Origin of the sequence: Moraxella sp. CTOTU46934, from assembly GCF_031979465.1 — a bacterium.
GTDB classification, from domain to species: Bacteria; Pseudomonadota; Gammaproteobacteria; order Pseudomonadales; family Moraxellaceae; genus Faucicola; species Faucicola tetraodonis.
Genome location: NZ_DALZEG010000001.1, coordinates 375,516 through 393,249 on the forward strand (window position 1 = coordinate 375,516; position 17,734 = coordinate 393,249).

Annotated in this window: 16 protein-coding genes; 7 read left to right on the plus strand and 9 right to left on the minus strand. The window is 44.1% G+C overall.

Annotated elements, in window-relative coordinates:
* Nucleotides 1–31: 31 nt before the first annotated feature.
* Both RTN07_RS01710 and rodA read right to left on the minus strand, forming a co-directional pair.
* Nucleotides 32–616, minus strand: coding sequence for a septal ring lytic transglycosylase RlpA family protein (locus RTN07_RS01710; RefSeq protein ID WP_312175079.1), 585 nt, complete (start codon nucleotides 614–616; stop codon nucleotides 32–34).
* Between the two features lie 429 nt (nucleotides 617–1,045).
* Nucleotides 1,046–2,191: a rod shape-determining protein RodA gene (gene rodA / locus RTN07_RS01715; RefSeq protein ID WP_312175081.1), complete on the minus strand. Its 1,146-nt coding sequence runs from the start codon at nucleotides 2,189–2,191 to the stop codon at nucleotides 1,046–1,048.
* A 347-nt stretch (nucleotides 2,192–2,538) separates the two neighbouring features.
* Between rodA and RTN07_RS01720 the strand changes: the two genes are divergently transcribed.
* On the plus strand, nucleotides 2,539–3,477 hold the full coding sequence (locus RTN07_RS01720; protein ID WP_312175083.1) for a D-Ala-D-Ala carboxypeptidase family metallohydrolase: 939 nt from the start codon (nucleotides 2,539–2,541) through the stop codon (nucleotides 3,475–3,477).
* 45 nt (nucleotides 3,478–3,522) lie between these two features.
* Here the strand turns inward: RTN07_RS01720 and RTN07_RS01725 are convergent, their stop codons facing one another.
* On the minus strand, nucleotides 3,523–4,995 hold the full coding sequence (locus RTN07_RS01725) for a M16 family metallopeptidase (RefSeq protein ID WP_312175085.1): 1,473 nt from the start codon (nucleotides 4,993–4,995) through the stop codon (nucleotides 3,523–3,525).
* 77 nt (nucleotides 4,996–5,072) lie between these two features.
* Nucleotides 5,073–6,587: a M16 family metallopeptidase gene (locus tag RTN07_RS01730; RefSeq protein ID WP_312175088.1), complete on the minus strand. Its 1,515-nt coding sequence runs from the start codon at nucleotides 6,585–6,587 to the stop codon at nucleotides 5,073–5,075.
* A gap of 320 nt (nucleotides 6,588–6,907) precedes the next feature.
* On the opposite strand from RTN07_RS01730, the gene ftsY reads away from it, so the two are divergent.
* Nucleotides 6,908–8,065 (plus strand): signal recognition particle-docking protein FtsY, encoded by a 1,158-nt coding sequence (gene ftsY / locus RTN07_RS01735; RefSeq protein WP_312175090.1) that lies wholly within the window; start codon nucleotides 6,908–6,910, stop codon nucleotides 8,063–8,065.
* 1 nt (nucleotide 8,066) lies between these two features.
* Entirely contained in the window at nucleotides 8,067–8,600 is a 534-nt protein-coding gene (locus RTN07_RS01740) for a methylated-DNA--[protein]-cysteine S-methyltransferase (protein ID WP_312175092.1), read from the plus strand.
* A 19-nt stretch (nucleotides 8,601–8,619) separates the two neighbouring features.
* Here the strand turns inward: RTN07_RS01740 and RTN07_RS01745 are convergent, their stop codons facing one another.
* Nucleotides 8,620–11,283, minus strand: a complete 2,664-nt coding sequence (locus tag RTN07_RS01745; RefSeq protein WP_312175094.1) for an AAA family ATPase — start codon at nucleotides 11,281–11,283, stop codon at nucleotides 8,620–8,622.
* Nucleotides 11,284–11,580: 297 nt separating this feature from the next.
* Between RTN07_RS01745 and glpK the strand changes: the two genes are divergently transcribed.
* The 3 genes from glpK (at nucleotide 11,581) to RTN07_RS01760 (ending at nucleotide 15,446) form a co-directional block, all read left to right on the plus strand.
* Nucleotides 11,581–13,179: a glycerol kinase GlpK gene (gene glpK, locus RTN07_RS01750; RefSeq protein WP_312175096.1), complete on the plus strand. Its 1,599-nt coding sequence runs from the start codon at nucleotides 11,581–11,583 to the stop codon at nucleotides 13,177–13,179.
* 549 nt (nucleotides 13,180–13,728) lie between these two features.
* Nucleotides 13,729–14,736 (plus strand): endonuclease/exonuclease/phosphatase family protein, encoded by a 1,008-nt coding sequence (locus RTN07_RS01755; protein WP_409455523.1) that lies wholly within the window; start codon nucleotides 13,729–13,731, stop codon nucleotides 14,734–14,736.
* Nucleotides 14,737–14,756: 20 nt separating this feature from the next.
* Nucleotides 14,757–15,446, plus strand: coding sequence for a TetR/AcrR family transcriptional regulator (locus RTN07_RS01760; protein ID WP_065252496.1), 690 nt, complete (start codon nucleotides 14,757–14,759; stop codon nucleotides 15,444–15,446).
* Between the two features lie 112 nt (nucleotides 15,447–15,558).
* On the opposite strand, the gene RTN07_RS01765 is transcribed toward RTN07_RS01760, so the two are convergent.
* Nucleotides 15,559–15,714 carry an entericidin A/B family lipoprotein gene (locus RTN07_RS01765; RefSeq protein ID WP_065252497.1) on the minus strand — a complete coding sequence of 52 codons (156 nt, stop codon included), beginning with the start codon at nucleotides 15,712–15,714 and terminating at the stop codon, nucleotides 15,559–15,561.
* Nucleotides 15,715–16,004: 290 nt separating this feature from the next.
* Between RTN07_RS01765 and RTN07_RS01770 the strand changes: the two genes are divergently transcribed.
* Nucleotides 16,005–16,529 carry a tRNA (cytidine(34)-2'-O)-methyltransferase gene (locus RTN07_RS01770; protein WP_312175102.1) on the plus strand — a complete coding sequence of 175 codons (525 nt, stop codon included), beginning with the start codon at nucleotides 16,005–16,007 and terminating at the stop codon, nucleotides 16,527–16,529.
* A gap of 9 nt (nucleotides 16,530–16,538) precedes the next feature.
* Here the strand turns inward: RTN07_RS01770 and RTN07_RS01775 are convergent, their stop codons facing one another.
* Genes RTN07_RS01775 through tusD form a run of 3 tightly spaced genes read right to left on the minus strand, consistent with a single transcriptional unit; the run spans nucleotide 16,539 to nucleotide 17,683 of the window.
* Nucleotides 16,539–16,874, minus strand: a complete 336-nt coding sequence (locus tag RTN07_RS01775) for a TusE/DsrC/DsvC family sulfur relay protein (protein WP_309594488.1) — start codon at nucleotides 16,872–16,874, stop codon at nucleotides 16,539–16,541.
* 5 nt (nucleotides 16,875–16,879) lie between these two features.
* Nucleotides 16,880–17,212, minus strand: coding sequence for a hypothetical protein (locus RTN07_RS01780; protein WP_312175110.1), 333 nt, complete (start codon nucleotides 17,210–17,212; stop codon nucleotides 16,880–16,882).
* A 30-nt stretch (nucleotides 17,213–17,242) separates the two neighbouring features.
* Nucleotides 17,243–17,683 carry a sulfurtransferase complex subunit TusD gene (gene tusD, locus RTN07_RS01785; RefSeq protein ID WP_409455527.1) on the minus strand — a complete coding sequence of 147 codons (441 nt, stop codon included), beginning with the start codon at nucleotides 17,681–17,683 and terminating at the stop codon, nucleotides 17,243–17,245.
* Between the last annotated feature and the right edge of the window lie 51 nt (nucleotides 17,684–17,734).

The window sequence follows — 17,734 nt, forward strand, 5'->3', positions numbered from 1 at the left end:
ATTAAGCTAAAAGCTGCCTAGTCAGCTAACATTAGTTTGGACCGGCCACACGCTCAATAACGACGTTGCCTGTACCTGTGCTGGCTAAGCCAATTTGTTTGGCGGCGGCATACGATAAATCTAAGACGCGATGGCTTGAAAACGGACCGCGGTCATTGACTTTTACTACAACGCTTTTACCGTTTGATTTGTTGGTTACTTTGATATAACAGTTCATTGGCAATGAGCGATGCGCCGCAGTCAATGAATTGGAATCAAAAGTATCACCGCTAGCAGTTTTACGACCTTGAAATTGACGACCATACCAAGAGGCGACACCCGTTTGGCTAAAACGATTGACCGTATTAGATGCAACGGCAGAAAGACGCTCTAACACGTCTGCATCTTTGCTAGCTTGTGAAGTGTCTTGGCTGATAAGTTGGCTTTCTAAGGCAAGGTTGCGAGGTTGACGCGCGGATTTGACTAAGTCTGATGCATTGTTGTGCTGGCGGGTTAACTCATTAAGTACGTGATCTAAATTGCTCGTGGCTGCTTGGGTAGTTGAGCTAATCGCCGTTACGCCACAAAAGCAAAGTAACGTCGCTACATTAGCTAAATTCGATTGACGCTTTGACATAATGACCTCTGAACAATCGCTCTTTACAATGAGCGCCTCATATTTGGGAGCCAATAAGCCTTTACTTTATATGTCGTGTATACAAATCGCTTATAGGGCACCAAGAAAATTTATTAGATTTAATAATTAGTTTACAAATTTTACTTTGTTTCGGTATGTAATTGTTTAATCCTGATGACCCACAATAAGCAATTACGCGATTAAAATCACGATTTATTTAGATAAAAGGTATAAAAAAATAGATAAACGGTAAATTATTAAGCTTTACCATCATAATTGTTTAAAACTACTCATAAAAAAGATATCTTTTATGCCAACTCTTTTACGTTTTTTACATTTAAAAATACCAAGTTACATAAATAGTTACATAAAGAATCGTTTATAAATAGCCTATTTACAAACAAAATAGTTTCGAAGCTAGTTTGACGGTTATTTAACATTATGCGAGGCAATTGACATCACTAAACCAAATCCTGCCATCAAAGTAATTAACGCGGTACCGCCATAGCTGATAAATGGCAAAGGAACGCCGACAACTGGCAAAATACCTGCCACCATGCCTGCATTCACAAACACATACACAAAAAATGACATGGCAATCGCGCCAGAGAGTAATTTGCTGTAGACAGCAGTATTGGAGTAAGCAATAAATAAGGCGCGGCATAGAATACAAAAATACAGGAACATCAGTAAACTGACACCGATTAAGCCAAACTCCTCAGAAAAAGCCGCAATAATAAAATCGGTGTGACCTTCTGGTAAAAAGTGTAGATGAGATTGTGTGCCTTGCAAGTAGCCTTTACCTGTGAGTCCCCCTGAGCCAATCGCGGTTTTTGACTGCATGATATTCCATCCAGCCCCCAAGGCATCGCTTTCAGGGTCTAGCAAAGTCAGCACACGTCTGCGCTGGTAGTCGTGTAGCAGGTATTCCCAAGCCACAAAAACAAAAGGAATAAACAGCGCCACCGCAGAGCCAATCATCCACCAAGGCAAACCCGATAAAAACAGCACAAATAAGCCACTAGATGCCACCAATAAAGAAGTACCCAAGTCGGGCTGTTCAGCGATTAGCAGCACCGGAATACCAATCGCCACCAGCGTGATAAGCACTGTCGATAAACTCGGCGGCAAGTCGCGTTTGGATAAAAACCAAGCAGTGAGCATCGGCATGCCAAGCTTCATAAATTCTGACGGCTGCACACTACCAAACCCAGGAATATCAATCCAGCGCTGCGCACCCAGACGCACCTCACCAATAATTTTGACCAGTATCAGTAATCCCACGCCACCCACATAAAAAAACGGGGTAAAATCACGGTAAAGACTGGGCGGGATTTGCGCCATCACAATCATCACCACAAACGCGATGGTAAAACTAATGGTTTGACGGATGACCATTCCCATGTCTTGAGCAGAGGCACTGTATAAAATGGCTAAACCAAACAAAGCTGTGACAAACAATAGCATCAATAACCAAGGGTCTAAATGCACGCGCTGCCAAAAGGAGGGTAGACTGTCATTACCAAAGTGATGAGCTTGCCTAGAAAAACGGTACTGTCCAATCTTATCTACCATACACACCAAACATCAAATTAACCCGGTGACAATAAGTCTGTAAAAAGACACAAAAATAGGCTCAATAGTTTATATGGCTTAATGTGATTTTGGTAGTCTTAATAATGTAATAGTTTATAACACTTGTTTCATAGAAATAAGTCACTATATTAAGTGAGCTATTAATTAAGCTTAATTATGTAGTGAACATAACTATCAAGTGAAAATCAAGTTAAGTGAAAATTAAGTTAAGTAAAAACAATTATCAAGTAGGCATGATTAGCTAAACATATCAAGCCCACTTTTTTGACAGTTGCTCATAAGTCCGTGGTGTTTTTCCATTTTGACGAGACGTGAATAGGCAGTCCATGATACATCAAAACAAGACCAAAAATAAACCAAGCATTATCGAAGACAACGCGCAAACAGCCCAATATGCTAAGCCCGAGAGTGCCAATACCAAGAATATCAACACTACCAAGACTCAGAATACCAAAACCAAGATTTTGACAGGCATTGTTGGCTCAGGGACGATAATGACATTGCTTATTGCCTGTAATCATCCCGTCACACCCGTGGATAATCGAAAACCTACTACGCCAATCGTTCGTCAAACCCAGCCAAACCCTAAAAATACCACTGTCACGCAGACTGACAATATGCGCGGTCTTATTCTCAACCGTCAAAACACAACCCGACCTACAATAGATTATGGCGCACTCAAAAATACCACACGATACAATAGTAGCATTGTCTATACCAATGATGCAGATTTTAAGGATTGGCTGGCTAGCCACAGCTACCAGCAATCAGAAGTGTTGGCGTATCAAAATTACTTGCAAAGCCAATTAGGCAGTATTCCGCCGATGGATCAGTTAATCACGAGTGCCAGAGATGCGCGGCGCTGCGGTTTTGAGCCGTATGAAGTGCCGCCTGCGTCACTATGGCAAAATATCGTACCCACCCTGCAAATGCTGCAGCAACTGCAAAAACAAGGTTATTTACCGTATTCGACAGTGATACGCTCCGTGTATCGAAACCCTGTATTAAATGATTGTGCCGGCGGCGCAGGCGAGAGTAAGCACATGACCAATGGCGGAATCGATATTTGGGTACCTGAAAACGAAGCCAATAAATGGGCAATAGAAAGCACCTTTGATGGACTTTGCCAGTTTTGGCAGTCCAACGGGCAAGCCTATAGCTTTGGACTTGGCTTGTATCCGACAGGCTCGGTGCATCTTGATACGCAAGGTTTTCGAAAATGGGGCGCAAGCCATAGCTCAAGCTCATCACCCTGCCGTTTTTAACCCTAGCGCGAGTGTTAACCCGTTAACCTTTAACATTGGCATTGGCTATTTAGCGGTTTTTGTTGTGTTTGGCGTGGCGTTCCCAACGGTCACAATCAAAAACTTGTTAGGGTCAATGAGGTCTTTATAGCTTTGATTGACCGCGTGAAGGTCGGCACGCTGCACGCGCGTCACATATTTGGTCAAGTAACTATCTGGCAGCTGATAAAACCCCATCATACCAATCGTGGCATTCATGGCGGCATTGCTAGCAAAGCTGGTGGGAAAACTGTTGATTAGACTGTCTTTGGTTAAAGCCAATTCGTTTGGCGTTACCCCTTTTTCTAGCGTATTTTTGATGACTTGCTTGGTCGCCTCAATTGCTTCTTGCGACTTTTGGTTACGGGTAGAAAAACTAATGGTATAGCTGCCTTGGGCAAGCATCGGCGTGGTGCGGCTATAGATGCCATAGGTGAGCCCGCGTTTTTTACGGATATCTTGCATCAATCTGGCTTGAAAATTGCCGCCCCCGACGATTTCATCGGCAATGGCAAAGTTGGTTTGATGCTGCAAGCCTAAGCTATCACCCACGCGCTTTTGACCCAATTGCCCCATCAATACGGTGGTTTGGGTGCTGTCAAATGGGATATGAATCGTTTTAGCGGCGTTCAAAGGCTTGGCATCGGCAAGCTTTGGGGCAGCTGTGCCAACAGGCATTTGAGCGGTTAGCTGATTGGCAAGCGCCCGCGCGCGGGGAAGACTGATATCGCCTGTAATGGCAATATTTGCGTTGTTCGCCACCAAAAACTGCTGGCTAAAAGCTTTGAGATCGGTGGCATTGATTTTGGCAATGCTGTCCTCCGTGCCTTGGGTGGGGTGGGCGTAGGGGTGATTGCCATAAAGCGCCTCGGCAAAGGCTTTGCTTGCGATGCTATCGGGGTCTTCTTTGGCTTGTTGCAGGCGGATTAAATACTGGGCTTTGGTACGCTCAAAATTTTTGTTTGGAAACGTAGGCTGGGTCATCATATCACTCATTAAACCAAGCGCAGGGGATAAACGCGCCTCATCGGATAGACTGCGCAAACTCACAATAAACATGTCTTTATAAGCACGGGCAGATAAATCAATCCCAAGCTGCTCACTGGTTTCAGCAATCTCATCTTCGCTTTTATGGCGAGTTCCCTGATCCAGCATACTTGCGGTCAGACTGGCAATCCCAAAACCGCCTTTTTTAATGGCTTCATCACGAGCTGAGCCTGCATTAAAATACACACTGATATCCACAATCGGTAAATGATGGGTTTGTACCAAAGCCACTGGGGTACCCGAATCCGTCGTAAAGTGGATGATATTCGGTAGGGTCACGTTTAACGGTGCCGTCGTTTTTAGACTGGTTAATTTGTCTAAAGCGGCAATGGGTGCATTGGGGTCAACATTGCCACTACTGTGAGCATCGCTATAGGTGGCAGGTTCTGCATAGCCCGCTTGCGTGGCAATGGTGGTCATTAGTAATAAGATTTTAGCTAAGCGTGGTTTCATTTTTTTTCTCAAAATTCTAAGGATGGTCTGAAAGCAATTTGGGCAATTCAAGTTAGGATAAGTTACTGGTTTTATAGTTATTTATTGGGTTTGTTTGCTTTTACCACATTGAGCACGGTTAGATTGTCGTTAACCAAATATTTGCTAGCGGCAGCGTGTAAGTCACTTTCTGTGATGCTATCTAAGATTTTGGGTAGGTTAAACACCATCCGATCATCAAGCCCAATGCTGTTTAGACTGCCAATCATCTGCGCTTGTCCGCTGATACTATCTTGGCTATAAATTAAGCTGGTCATGGTGTTGGTTTTGGCACGGGTCAGTTCACTTTTTGCAATCGGTTGGGTTTTAAGCGCGTCAATCTCAGCAATGATTGCTTGTTTGGCTTGGGCAAGCGTAACGCCATCTCGTGGGGTGGCTTGGATTAAAAGTAGCCCATCGCCCCGACTAAAGGCACTGTAACCACTGCCGACTGAGGCTAGTAGCTGTTTGTCCCGTACTAGGCGTTTTTCTAGGCGTGCAGATAGACCGCCATCGAGTACATCGGCTAGTAGTGATAGACTATAGGCGGTTTTGGGGTCTTTTGCTGTGGTAAGCGTAGGCACGTTAAACGCCATCATGACCATTGGCACTTGTACCGGCAATTGGGTGGTTTTTTCTTGATAACCACGAAAGCCTGGCTGTATCACACTGGGGCGCGTTGGCAGGGTTTGGGGTTTTTTATCGGCAAAGTATTTTTTGACTTCATTGATGGCGTCTGTCGGATTGACATCGCCCACGATCACTAAGGTCGCATTGTTGGGCACATACCATGTTTTATACCAATCAGTTAGGTCTTTTAAACCAATGGATTCGATTTCTGCCATGGGACCAATGACCGATTCCCCTTTGGGGCTGTTGGGATATGCCATTTTGCTAAACTGCTCGTAGGCGCGGGCGTTTGGGTTGTCATCGGTGCGCTGGCGGCGCTCTTCCATCACCACTTGGCGCTCAGCGGTAAAGTCACTGTCTTTTAGCTGTAAATCGGTCATCCGATCAGCTTCAAGCTCTAGGGCAAGCGCTAAGCGATTGGCAGGGAAAATTTCATAATATGCAGTGTAGTCATAGCTGGTAAAAGCATTATTGCTACCGCCAAATTTGGCGATGAGGCGTTCAAAATCTGCTGAGGACACGTTTTTTGTTCCCTTAAACATCATATGCTCAAGCAAATGCGACATACCGCCTAAGTTAGTGGGTTCATCCGCAGCACCCACGCGATACCATACTTGGCTTATCACCACAGGGGAGCGGTGATCTTCTTTGATTATCACCTTTAAGCCATTATCCAGCGTATATTCATGGCGCGTTGCTGCCCTATCGCTGTCAAAATCTGTGGGGCTTGGCGTTTGCTGGGTTGCATCGGTTACCGCGTTAGCAGTTGGATGCACTTTAATAGGCGTATTCGCTACAGTCGAGGTAGTTTTGGTCGGCATGGTTTTGGCTGTGATGGTCTGCGCAGTGCTGCAACCTGATACACTGAGCGTACAGGTCAGGGCGGCAGCAAGGATGGTAAGGTTAAAAAATGTAGGCTTTGACACAGGGTTTCGGTTTAACATAGTTTCTCTTTAACTTTTAATCTTTAATCTGGTTTTTCTGATTGTGGGGAAATGGGGTTTGCAGGCATTATAAAAGATAAACCATGATAACGGATGTTGGCATTGATTGCTATTTGAAAGCCCATTGCACAATTAAGTATGACTAAATACCACCTGCAAATTTTTAGCGCAGCAAGCTGTAAACGGACAGTTTTTTCCCATACCACACATCCTATGGGTTTAAGGGGTTGACAGCATGTTTATTTCAAACTGCGAACAAACACTGTTATAATTTTATACATCTCGATATTTTAATGACAAATTTAACCATAGGCGATGATATGAGTAGCAACCAATTTAATAAAAATGCTTCTAATAAGGTGGTAATTAATTTTAATAACCAACCGACTAATTTTGATGATGCTACGATTCCCAATCTGCCTGTGCAAGATGTGCCAATTATTGAAACGCCGCGTATCGCTGAAGCCGCCCAAACGTCAACGCTACAAGCACCTGCAGGCACACAGCAGCCATCTGCCAGTGTTGCTGAGCCAAGCGCAGAGCCTGAACAAAAAGGCGGTTGGTTTAGCCGCATGAAGCAAGGCTTGTCAAAAAGTCGTAAAAATTTGACCGAAGGCTTAACCAATATTTTGATTGGGGGTAAAGAAATTGATGATGAGCTACTTGAAGAAGTCGAAGACCAACTGTTGGTCGCCGACATTGGGGTAAATGCCACCAATCGCATTATCAAAAACTTGACCGAAGCCACTGCACGCGGCGATTTGATTTATTCGCATTCACTGTATAAAGCGCTACAAAAAGAACTAACCGATATCTTGACACCCAAAGTTGCACCACTGGTGGTGGATGCTAGTACAAAACCGTTTGTTATCTTGGTCGTTGGGGTCAATGGTGTGGGTAAAACCACCACCATCGGTAAACTTGCCAAACGTCTGCAAGGTGAAGGCAAATCAGTGATGTTAGCAGCGGGCGATACGTTCCGTGCGGCAGCCACCGAGCAATTGCAAGTTTGGGGGGAGCGCAATAATATCCCTGTTGTCGCCCAAGGTCATGGCTCAGACAGTGCCTCGGTAATTTTTGATGCCATTCAATCTGCCAAAGCCCGTGGCATTGACGTGCTGATTGCCGATACTGCAGGGCGTCTACAAAATAAAACCAATTTGATGGAAGAGCTGAAAAAGGTGATTCGGGTCATGCAAAAAGCCGATCCGACAGCGCCGCATGAATCCATGATTGTGCTCGACGCGGGTACAGGACAAAATGCCCTAAATCAAGTAGAAATCTTCAATGAAGCAGTGCCATTGACAGGCGTGACCGTGACCAAATTGGATGGTACCGCAAAAGGGGGCGTGGTATTTAATATCGCTGAAAACACCAATGTGCCGATTCGTTTTATTGGCGTGGGTGAAAAAATTGATGATTTGCGCCCATTTCAAGCCGATGATTTTGTCAAAGCGCTATTTGAAAAAGATGAATAACATGATAATGACGTCTTATCAACTTGCGAAAAATTTGCCAACCGTGACGCTTGTGGCGCATCAAGGCTGTTTGATTGCGCTCGATTGGCATACCCAAAAGACCCACAACCTATTAGCTAAGCTCAAGGTAAAAGTAGCCGTCATGAATTCGGTAGCGTTAAGTCACTCGATTGATGCCGATGCAAAAGTGCTAGTAGAGACCATCACTCAGCTAAAGGAGTATCACGCAGGTCAGCGACAAGTGTTTGATATGCCCATCGCCATTTGCACAGGCACACCCTTTCAGCAAAAAGTATGGCAAGCATTACGACAAATTCCTTACGGTCAAACCATCAGCTATGCACAGCTTGCCAACCACATTGGTCAACCTACCGCATGTCGCGCGGTCGCCAATGCCAATGGCAAAAATCCCATCAGCCTGATAATTCCTTGCCATCGCGTGATTGCCAGCGATGGCAAATTGGGCGGTTATACCGGTGGGATTGAGATTAAGCAAACATTGCTTGATATAGAGCAAGCAAGTTATCAGCGATAAACAATGACCCAATGAGGCGTTATTCTTTGTCATCTGCATCTTTTTCTTCCCAAGTTTCTAAGCGTTCATAAATACGACCATAAACGGTATTTTTACGATATTTACCTTTTTTGGTCATCTCATCCGGCGCCAGACCCGTCAATAGATACATGGCTTCATTGACATGCTCTACGGCATAGATGGTAAATTTACCTGCGGTCACGCTATCGATGATATCTTGACGCAGCATCAATTGCGCCAAATTGGCTTTGGGCACAATCACCCCTTGTTTACCCGTCAAGCCTTGCTCGACACACGCATCATAAAACCCGGCGATTTTGGCATTGACGCCGCCGACCGCTTGGACTTGACCAAATTGGTTCATCGATCCTGTAACCGCAAAGCTTTGATTGATGGGGGTTTGCGATAGCGCAGACAGTAGCGCGCAAGTTTCGGCTACTGTCGCGCTATCGCCATCGATACCGCCATAACTTTGTTCAAAAGCCAGCGATGCGGTAAAGTTGAGCGTGTGGTCTTCTGCAAACAGCGCTTTTAGGTAACTGCTCATAATCAGCACGCCTTTGGCATGGATAGAGCCGCCTAAATCCACATCGCGCTCGATATCAACAATATCGGCATGCGCGGCACTGTGATGCACTGACGCCGTCAATCGTGCAGGCATGCCAAACTCACTATCTGCGTAGCTGATGACTGTCAGCGCATTGATTTGACCAATCGCTTTGCCTTGGGTGCTAATCAGCTGTTGCCCTTTTTCTAGTTCTTGCCAGAACAATTGCCGTAAATAACCCGAGCGATGGCGAATATCCTCAATGGCTTGACGGACATGGCTAGCGGTTACTGTGTTTGCAGGAGTAAGCTCTGATTGATTGATGATAGCATGACGATTGGCTTCGAGTAAGAGCTGCGCCAATCTGTCCCCATGTAAGCTTAATTCATGCTGGTCTTCTGCTTGCTCACTGAGATAATCTAATAAACAAGCCAACGCGGTGTTATCAAACGTTAGCAATTGGTATTTGCTGATCATGTCGGCAATTTTGGCGGTCATCGCTTGTTCGTTGGCGTGACTGCGTACCACGCGATCGTGAAAATCTGCACGTATTTTGAATACGGCATTAAATTCAGGCTCAAAATCTAGCAGGTCATAATACAAGTCTGGCTCACCGAGTAAAATAACTTTGACATCAAGCTTAATCGGTTGTGGCTCAAGGCTGATACTGCCGGTCAATGTCAGCATTTGCTCAAGGCTCGACATCTTGATTTGGCGGCTTTGTAGTGCGCGTTTGAGACCTTGCCACGCATACGGATATTCAAGCAAATTAGTTGCTTCAAGCACTAAATACCCGCCATTGGCACGGTGCAGTGAACCGGCGCGAATCAGACTAACATCCGTTGACACGGTACCCAAATGGGTAATTTGCTCGACATGACCGAGTAAATTTAAATGGGTAGGTAAGTCTTCAAACACAATCGGTGCGCCTTGATCGGGCGCATGGCTTGCAATCACATTGACAAAATAGCGCGCAGGCAATGGCGAAAAATGGCTAGGCAAAAACTCTTCATCATCTTCATTGATGATTCGTTCTGCATGATTGACGATATCGTCATGCACGTCTTGCAAATACTTACGAACCTTTGGTAAGGCTTGATACTTGTCAAATAACGGCTCCATCAATGGTTTTAAGGTACGCCGAGTCAATGAGTGGTGTAGCGCTTGTAGGGTCTGATTGGCTTCATCTTCAATTTGCTCAAGCTCAACGGTCAGTTGGCTCAAGCGTTTTTGCATGTGGTTTTTATCTTGATAATTGGCAACATACGGCGATTTTGGGGTTAAGCCAAAGCTGGCTTGATTGGTTGCGCTCGAGGTATTATTAGAGGCGCTAGTTGTAGTGCTAGACGTTTGATTGGCTTTAAGTGGTAAAACTGGCGCTTTGCCACTGGATTTTTGGCGACCCAATTTATTAGCAGGTTTGATTGATAAATAACCATCGCTTGGCTCAATATCATTGTAACTGTCATTGTCATTGCCATCGGCTCGGTTGTCACTAAAATCAGATTTGATAAAAATCGGTTTGTTGTCCGAAGGTCGCAGCGCCAATGCAAGTGAATACTGTTTACCTTCTTCATGCAGCGCATGATAGACCTGTTCTTCTCGAAGGCTAATTTCATTCTTTATGGCTTCTACCTTACTTTGATAGTGCTCACTGCGAAAACGCTGATTGAGCTGACGTTTGGTGGTTAGCCAAAAGGTTTTGACATCTTCCGCTAATTGCTTGCCCATGCCAGCAGGAAGGTCAAGCGCAATCGGGGTGCGCGCATCAACAAAATTATGCACATACACCCAGTCATTGGGTGTGGGTTTTTGTTTGGCGTGTGCTTGTAGCAGGCGAGTGATTAAGGTGCGTTTGCCCAGTCCGTTTTCACCTGCAGCAAAGATATGATAACCATTGGCATTGATATCAAGCGCAGTGGCAATCGCTTTACAGGCGCGCTCTTGCCCAAAGCCAATCTCAAGGGTTTTGGTATGGTGGCTATCTTTTGGCAAGGTCGCCGGGTCGGTATAACGGCGCAAGTGCGAGATTGCAACAGGCTGTAAATTGTCAGATTTGATGGTATCGGTAATGATAGCGGCGGATTTTGAGGTCACAGGGGTAGTACGAACAGATTTTGCAAGGGTATTTTTCATAAAACAAGTTTCATCAACGCATTAAAAAGCGGTAGTGGGAAAGATCAACAATGACAGTTAGAGTGACAGTGCTTAGGGTCTGAAATCTAAGGTTTAGGGTCACTTATAGTTAACAGATAGGTTTTGGTAAGTGGTAATAAAGTATCAGTATGATGTGGTTTTTTGTTGATAAAATCAATGGCTATTTTTTCGCGAATCGTTGCCTTACGGTTTCAGCCGCAGTAATATAAAAGTTGATGGGCAAGTATTTGCTAAGATAATATATTGACGTTTAACACAATCGTTTGAGACAACAACATGGCTAAAACAGAAAACGGATTTATTTTAGCGCTGGATCAGGGCACTACCTCAAGCCGCAGTATTATCTTTGATAGCCAATTAACACCCATCGCCATCGCCCAAAAGCCGCTTAATATCATCACCTTAAAAGCCGGGTTTATCGAGCAAAATGCCAATGATATCTGGCAAACCCAAATTAGTACCGCCCAAGAAGTGATTGCCAAAGCAGGATTATTGGCGACAGATATTTCAGCCATCGGTATCACCAACCAACGTGAGACCACCATAATTTGGCATAAAAAGACCGGTAAGCCTGTCGCACCCGCCATTGTCTGGCAAGATAGACGTACCCATCAGTGGTGCAGAGACTGGCGTGATAAAGGCTTTGATGCCAAAATCCAGCAAATTACCGGATTACGTATAGATCCGTATTTTAGTGCCAGCAAAATCGTATGGCTGTTAAACCAAAACCCTAAGCTTCGCCAACAAGCGTTAACAGGTGAGTTGGCTTTTGGTACCGTGGATAGTTGGCTACTGTTTAACATGACAGGCGAGCATAGCATTGATATCACCAATGCGTCACGCACCATGCTGATGTCTTTGCAAACAGGCGACTGGTCTGAGGAGTTATTGGATTTATTTGATATTCCCAAAACCATGTTACCTACCATCAAGCCATCAGATGGCGATTTTGGGGTCACCAAACAAGGGATGTTTGGCAAACAAATCCCAGTCACGGCAGTGCTAGGCGATCAGCAAGCGGCATTGTATGGGCAAGGCTGTAACCGAGCAGGCATGGCAAAATCCACCTATGGCACCGGCTGTTTTTTATTAATGAATACCGGCGATAAGCCCTGTGTCAGTCATCAGCAATTACTCACCACCGTTGCTTGGCAAACCACAGAGGCGAATCACACTCGTCAACCTAACCGTCATGAACCTTCAGGTAAATTGCCCAACTTGTTAAAACCTTTACAAAATTTACAACGAAATAAAAAAACAAGCCTCACGCAAACACAATATGCGCTTGAAGGCAGTGTGTTTATGGCAGGTGCCATCGTGCAGTGGTTACGCGATAATTTAGGTATGATAGCGCGCAGTGAGGACATTGAAATCTTGGCGGCGCAAGTACCAGATAGCCAAGGAGTGACCCTGATTCCTGCCTTTACCGGGCTTGGTGCACCTTACTGGCGAGCAGATGCTACCGCAAGGCTTATCGGGCTGACACGCGGCACTAGCAAAGCGCATATCGCTAGAGCCGCCTTAGAAGCGATTGCGCTACAAGCGTATGATGTGTTAATCGCCATGCAAAAAGATAGCCCTGTGCCATTGCACGAACTGCGCGTGGATGGAGGCGCTGCCAATAACAATATCTTAATGCAATTTCAAGCCGATATACTCAATGTTCCTGTGCTGCGACCAACGACCACTGAGAGCACCGCAAAAGGGGTGGCATTATTGGCAGGGCAAGCGGTGGGGCTGTATGATGACACTAGCATTGGTGAAAGTTGGCAGCTAGACCGTATCTTTGAGCCTAAGATGGCAGTGTCTGAGCGCCAAGCCATCGTGGAGCGTTGGCAGTTTTATATCAATCAACTATTAAACGAACAAAATTAAAGCAAGAAAATCATTAAGACGGCTCTAAACAACTAGGGCGTGTCCCTAATTCGGAACAAAGTATTTTTAATGGCCTAAAAATGCCTAAATCTGGCAAAACTGCGTTAAATTGTTTGACAATATTCCAATATTATCTGCACAATTTGCCTTGTTTTGCTGGCGATTTAGTCTATTTTTAGCCTCATTATCCAAATAGGGACACGCCCTAACAATAATGTAAAAACAAAGAGTTAACCATATGAAAAATTTTTTAAAGACTCGACACGAGAGTGATTTTCGTTAGCAATTAACTGCATTAAGTAAAAAAAAGCACTTTATGCACCAAATTTTTAAATCCTGCTTAAAAATATCAGCAAATTTCGGCTAAAAAAAGTGATTTTTTGTGTAGAAATTGAATAAAAAAATGTATAATGCTTCAAAATTCGACACTGTGTTGATAGTGATAAAAGTTATTATGATAAAAGTTACGAAGATGAAAGTCAGGAAATTTTTTGGACAAGGTTGGCGCAAAGCAGGGATAACTGGTAACTAAACATTAAGGATATGACAGTGGACAATCAATTTGTTATCGCTACGGCAAATTTACTTAACTTTGCACTGCCCAATCGGGTTTTTTACCGAAACCAAGACGTGTATACGCCGCAGCAATATCAACAAAAGATTAATGCACTTGCCCCCATTTTTCGTCAATTGCAAGCTGATATCATTGGTTGCCAAGAAATTTGGGATGAGCAAGCACTCATTGACTTATGTCATGCAGCCGGTCTCAATGACTATCATGTCACTGTGCCGTTAGCCAGTAATCAGCCAGACAGTCCATTAACCCAAGGGCGAGGCGCAGTTGGTACCCCGAGCGTAGGTTTGGTATCGCGTTTTGAGATTATTAACACCCAATTGCTCACGCAGATGCCGGCGATTGCGTTGTTGGACGTTCCTGATGTTGGGCTTTATCAACAATTTAATCGCCCCCCGCTGATTGCCGACATCAGATTGCCAAATGGCATGCTGGTCACCGTGATTGTGGCGCATCTAAAAAGTAAACGCCCTGAGTTTTTAGAAAACGCGCAAGGCGAGCCGTTAGAAGATCGCAATGATCCGCTAATTCGAGTCCGCGCCAAGCTGCGTAGTCTTTGTATGCGGGCAGCGGAAGCGGCAGGCATTCGCCAGGTGGTCATCGAAAAACTGTCACACAACAACCATCCGCTGATTTTGTTAGGGGATATGAATGATGTGATGCAAAGTGTCACTTGTCAGCTTTTAAGCGAATCGGGCGAAGTATTTTATGATAAGTCGATGCGGGATATCGTGCTATATGATGCCTCTACGGTACAAAGCCGTATGCACTGGCTTAAAGATGTGGCGTACACCCATATCCACCAAGGTACGCCAGAAGTGCTTGACCAGATTTTGGTATCTGAACAGTTTTTAGCTGATAGTAAATTTAACATCGGTGAAGTATTACAAGTAGATTATTTTAATGATCATCTCAAATTTATTGTAGAACAACGCCCAACCGATCATGGATTGGTACGGGCACAAATTAAACTTTATTCATAATCAGTCGATAGAGAGGAAATATGTCAAGCGCTTATGATGAAAAAATTGAGGATGTGTTGGTGGACTCTGAGCTCGCTCGCCGCTTAGTCCCTAACAAATTCAAATTCACAAGCCAGCAAGGTCGTTTGCGTCGCCAAAAATTATTAGCCGCTGCCAAAGAGTTGAGCGCGACCCGACCTGTCAGTGAGATTAGTTTGGCTGATGTGTGTGAACGAGCGGACATTCCCAGAGCCTCGGCATATCACTTCTTCCCAAACGTTGAAGCGATTTTTTTGGCATTGCGTTTTTTAAATGCGATAGAAATCTTTAACAAGCTTGAAAAAGTCGATGCCAAACAATTTAGTCGCTGGCAGGCTTATATCACCACAGTCATTGAGACAGGCGTTGATATTATTCAATCTGATTTAACGGTTGCCCGTTTGATTTATGAGACCAATACCCCAGATTTTGAGGGCAATGCGTTTGGTAGTGAAATCGAAAAAAGCCTCGCCCAAATGGTGTATGATAAGTTGTCTGAGCATTATAAAATGCCGGCTTTAGAAACCATTCATCAGCAATTGTTAGTCGCATACGGTATCATTAATGGTATTTTTATTTTAGCTTATCGCTCAGAAAAAGAAATTACCGATACCTATCGTCAAGAAGCGATTACAGCGGTGATTGCTTATCTACGTTGTTATTTACCTGAAAATTTGCCAAAAAACGGCTAGTTTTATAACCTACTAGGGTTTTAAGCGATAGGCAATACAAGAGGTAATAAAAAACCCATCAGCGAGATGGGTTTTTTTACTTAAACAGAGAATCTACGATTAGATTTTGTTTTCAGTTATTTGTGCGGTAGATTTTGTTTTCAGTTTTTTGTGCGGTATTGGTTACTGCGCCACCTGTTTTTGATACGTCTTTACCAAAACCTTGGATTGTATTACAACCTGTGACAGCAAACATAACAACGATTGATGCAGCGATTAATTTTTTCATTTTAAATTTCCTCAGATATATCCATTATTTTTTAACAGTTTTTAGCTACCAGGTTAAATCATGCGACTTTATTGATTCATAGAAGATTGGTTCATAGAAGTTAAAATAAAGTAAAACATGCTTGGTAGAGTCATGGTAATGCAGTTTAGTCTAACGTCGCTATAGCGTTAATGTAACCAAAACTATCAAGTTGTAAAAAAAACTTAAATTTACGCAATAAGTATAGGTTTTTTGTAAATTAATCTTCGCATTTAGCGTTTTTTTATTTCAATCTGGTTAAGGATGTCGATATGATTCACGTAGTATTAGTTGAACCCAAAATGCCAAGCAACACAGGCAATATTATACGGTTATGCGCCAATACGGGCGCAACGCTACATTTGGTTGAGCCACTAGGGTTTGAGTTAGAAGATAAAAAATTACGCCGAGCAGGGCTCGATTATCATGAATGGGCAAATGTCAAAGTACATGCCAATTGGCAGGATGCACAGGACAGTCTAAGTCAAAGTGGGGTACAAAGAATCGTTGCCTTGACCACCAAGCTTAGCAAACCTTTATATGATGAAGATTTTGCGCAACTGGCAAATATCGCCTTGGTATTTGGGTCAGAGACAGCCGGATTACCCGAGCCAATTCGCACGGCAATTGGGCAAGACAACTGGCTACGTTTGCCTATGTTGCCGACCTCTCGCAGTTTGAATTTATCTAACAGCGTGGCGATTACCTTATTTGAAGTTTGGCGTCAGCAGGGGTTTGGCGGTGATAACGGTCACAGTATCGGTTATGACAATCTCGTCCCTTATGACCCAAAATAATCTCAAAATTTATAAGCAATTTGCAGGTTTGGGCAACCCTGCAATGCGGTTGACATGACGCGCGACAAGACCTGTGTTAAACATGGCTTGCAGTTTGGCGTTATCAACCGCCAATGAGGGCAATTGCTTGGATAAAAACTTGATTAAAGGACGGGTCGTCGGTGGATGGCTGTATAAATCATAATATTGACGTACCGCGTCTATGATTTGATAGTGCTCAGGGGTTAACGTGACATCCAGCGTGTTTGCCAATTGTTGCGCGATATCTGGTGTCCAGGTTTGATGAGCTATCAAATGACCGTCTTGGTCAAGGGCGGCTTGGTCAAGTTCAGGAAGTTGGGTCATAGTATTTATAAGTCAAAAGTGGTATCAAAATGAGGCGCTGTGGTGGGCTGTAGCGTGACTTGAGTACACCAATCAAAGTCTGCTGATTGGTTTGCTTGCCATGCTTTGAATCTATTAAAATCCGCTAGCGCCAGCCAAGCGGGCGCCATATCATACATATCAAGGGATGCTAGCATATGGGCAAGCTTGCCCGTGGGCGTATCTAGTAGTAAGTTTAACATGCCATGACCGATAGTCAGCTGAATTTGGTGGTCAAACGCTGCCAGCGCAAACGCCATTGATAAGGCTTCATGGCAAAGCAAAAACGTGTCAGCGTCAATATTAATGACAATTTTCATAGTAAATCGCTATCGCTAAATCCATCCGAATTAAAACTGATAAACCGTTTTTGCCCTGTGTAGATGCATGGCTAATTCACCCAAACCGACTAATTCAAAGCCATCTGCTAAATTGTCACCTTGTAGCTGATGTCTAGTCGCATTGTCAGCATCTGTCACCCCGCGAGCCAAAGCGGCACTCACACACACTTGAATAGTTAAATCATGACTTATAGCAAAGTGTTGCCAATTTTTTGCCATATTTTCGATATCATCGGGCAGCCAAATTAATCGGTTGGCAAGCATCACCGCATCACTATATAAGAAAATTTTAAAATCGGTACTAGTCAACGGGTTTTGCGCATCGGTTGTTTTACTATCGTTTGCCCATAGCGATTGGGCACATTCAAGCGCTCGTTTGGTGAGCGGATGACTAGGCGCATGGGTCATCAGCATCACAATCGGTGTATCGAGCGTCGAAGTATTTGGCATAGCGGTATTATTCGATGTATTTATCAAATCAGTCATTTAACCATCTATAAG

What these genes read in the sequence shown, in the direction of transcription:
- RTN07_RS01710 (WP_312175079.1), bottom strand. Translation starts at nt 616, where the DNA reads ATGTCAAAGCGTCAATCGAATTTAGCTAATGTAGCGACGTTACTTTGC.
- RTN07_RS01770 (WP_312175102.1), top strand. Translation starts at nt 16,005, where the DNA reads ATGATTCACGTAGTATTAGTTGAACCCAAAATGCCAAGCAACACAGGC.
- RTN07_RS01730 (WP_312175088.1), bottom strand. Translation starts at nt 6,587, where the DNA reads ATGTTAAACCGAAACCCTGTGTCAAAGCCTACATTTTTTAACCTTACC.
- RTN07_RS01775 (WP_309594488.1), bottom strand. Translation starts at nt 16,874, where the DNA reads ATGACCCAACTTCCTGAACTTGACCAAGCCGCCCTTGACCAAGACGGT.
- RTN07_RS01725 (WP_312175085.1), bottom strand. Translation starts at nt 4,995, where the DNA reads ATGAAACCACGCTTAGCTAAAATCTTATTACTAATGACCACCATTGCC.
- RTN07_RS01760 (WP_065252496.1), top strand. Translation starts at nt 14,757, where the DNA reads ATGTCAAGCGCTTATGATGAAAAAATTGAGGATGTGTTGGTGGACTCT.
- rodA (WP_312175081.1), bottom strand. Translation starts at nt 2,191, where the DNA reads ATGGTAGATAAGATTGGACAGTACCGTTTTTCTAGGCAAGCTCATCAC.
- RTN07_RS01740 (WP_312175092.1), top strand. Translation starts at nt 8,067, where the DNA reads ATGATAATGACGTCTTATCAACTTGCGAAAAATTTGCCAACCGTGACG.
- RTN07_RS01720 (WP_312175083.1), top strand. Translation starts at nt 2,539, where the DNA reads ATGATACATCAAAACAAGACCAAAAATAAACCAAGCATTATCGAAGAC.
- RTN07_RS01780 (WP_312175110.1), bottom strand. Translation starts at nt 17,212, where the DNA reads ATGAAAATTGTCATTAATATTGACGCTGACACGTTTTTGCTTTGCCAT.
- ftsY (WP_312175090.1), top strand. Translation starts at nt 6,908, where the DNA reads ATGAGTAGCAACCAATTTAATAAAAATGCTTCTAATAAGGTGGTAATT.
- RTN07_RS01765 (WP_065252497.1), bottom strand. Translation starts at nt 15,714, where the DNA reads ATGAAAAAATTAATCGCTGCATCAATCGTTGTTATGTTTGCTGTCACA.
- glpK (WP_312175096.1), top strand. Translation starts at nt 11,581, where the DNA reads ATGGCTAAAACAGAAAACGGATTTATTTTAGCGCTGGATCAGGGCACT.
- RTN07_RS01745 (WP_312175094.1), bottom strand. Translation starts at nt 11,283, where the DNA reads ATGAAAAATACCCTTGCAAAATCTGTTCGTACTACCCCTGTGACCTCA.
- tusD (WP_409455527.1), bottom strand. Translation starts at nt 17,683, where the DNA reads ATGCCAAATACTTCGACGCTCGATACACCGATTGTGATGCTGATGACC.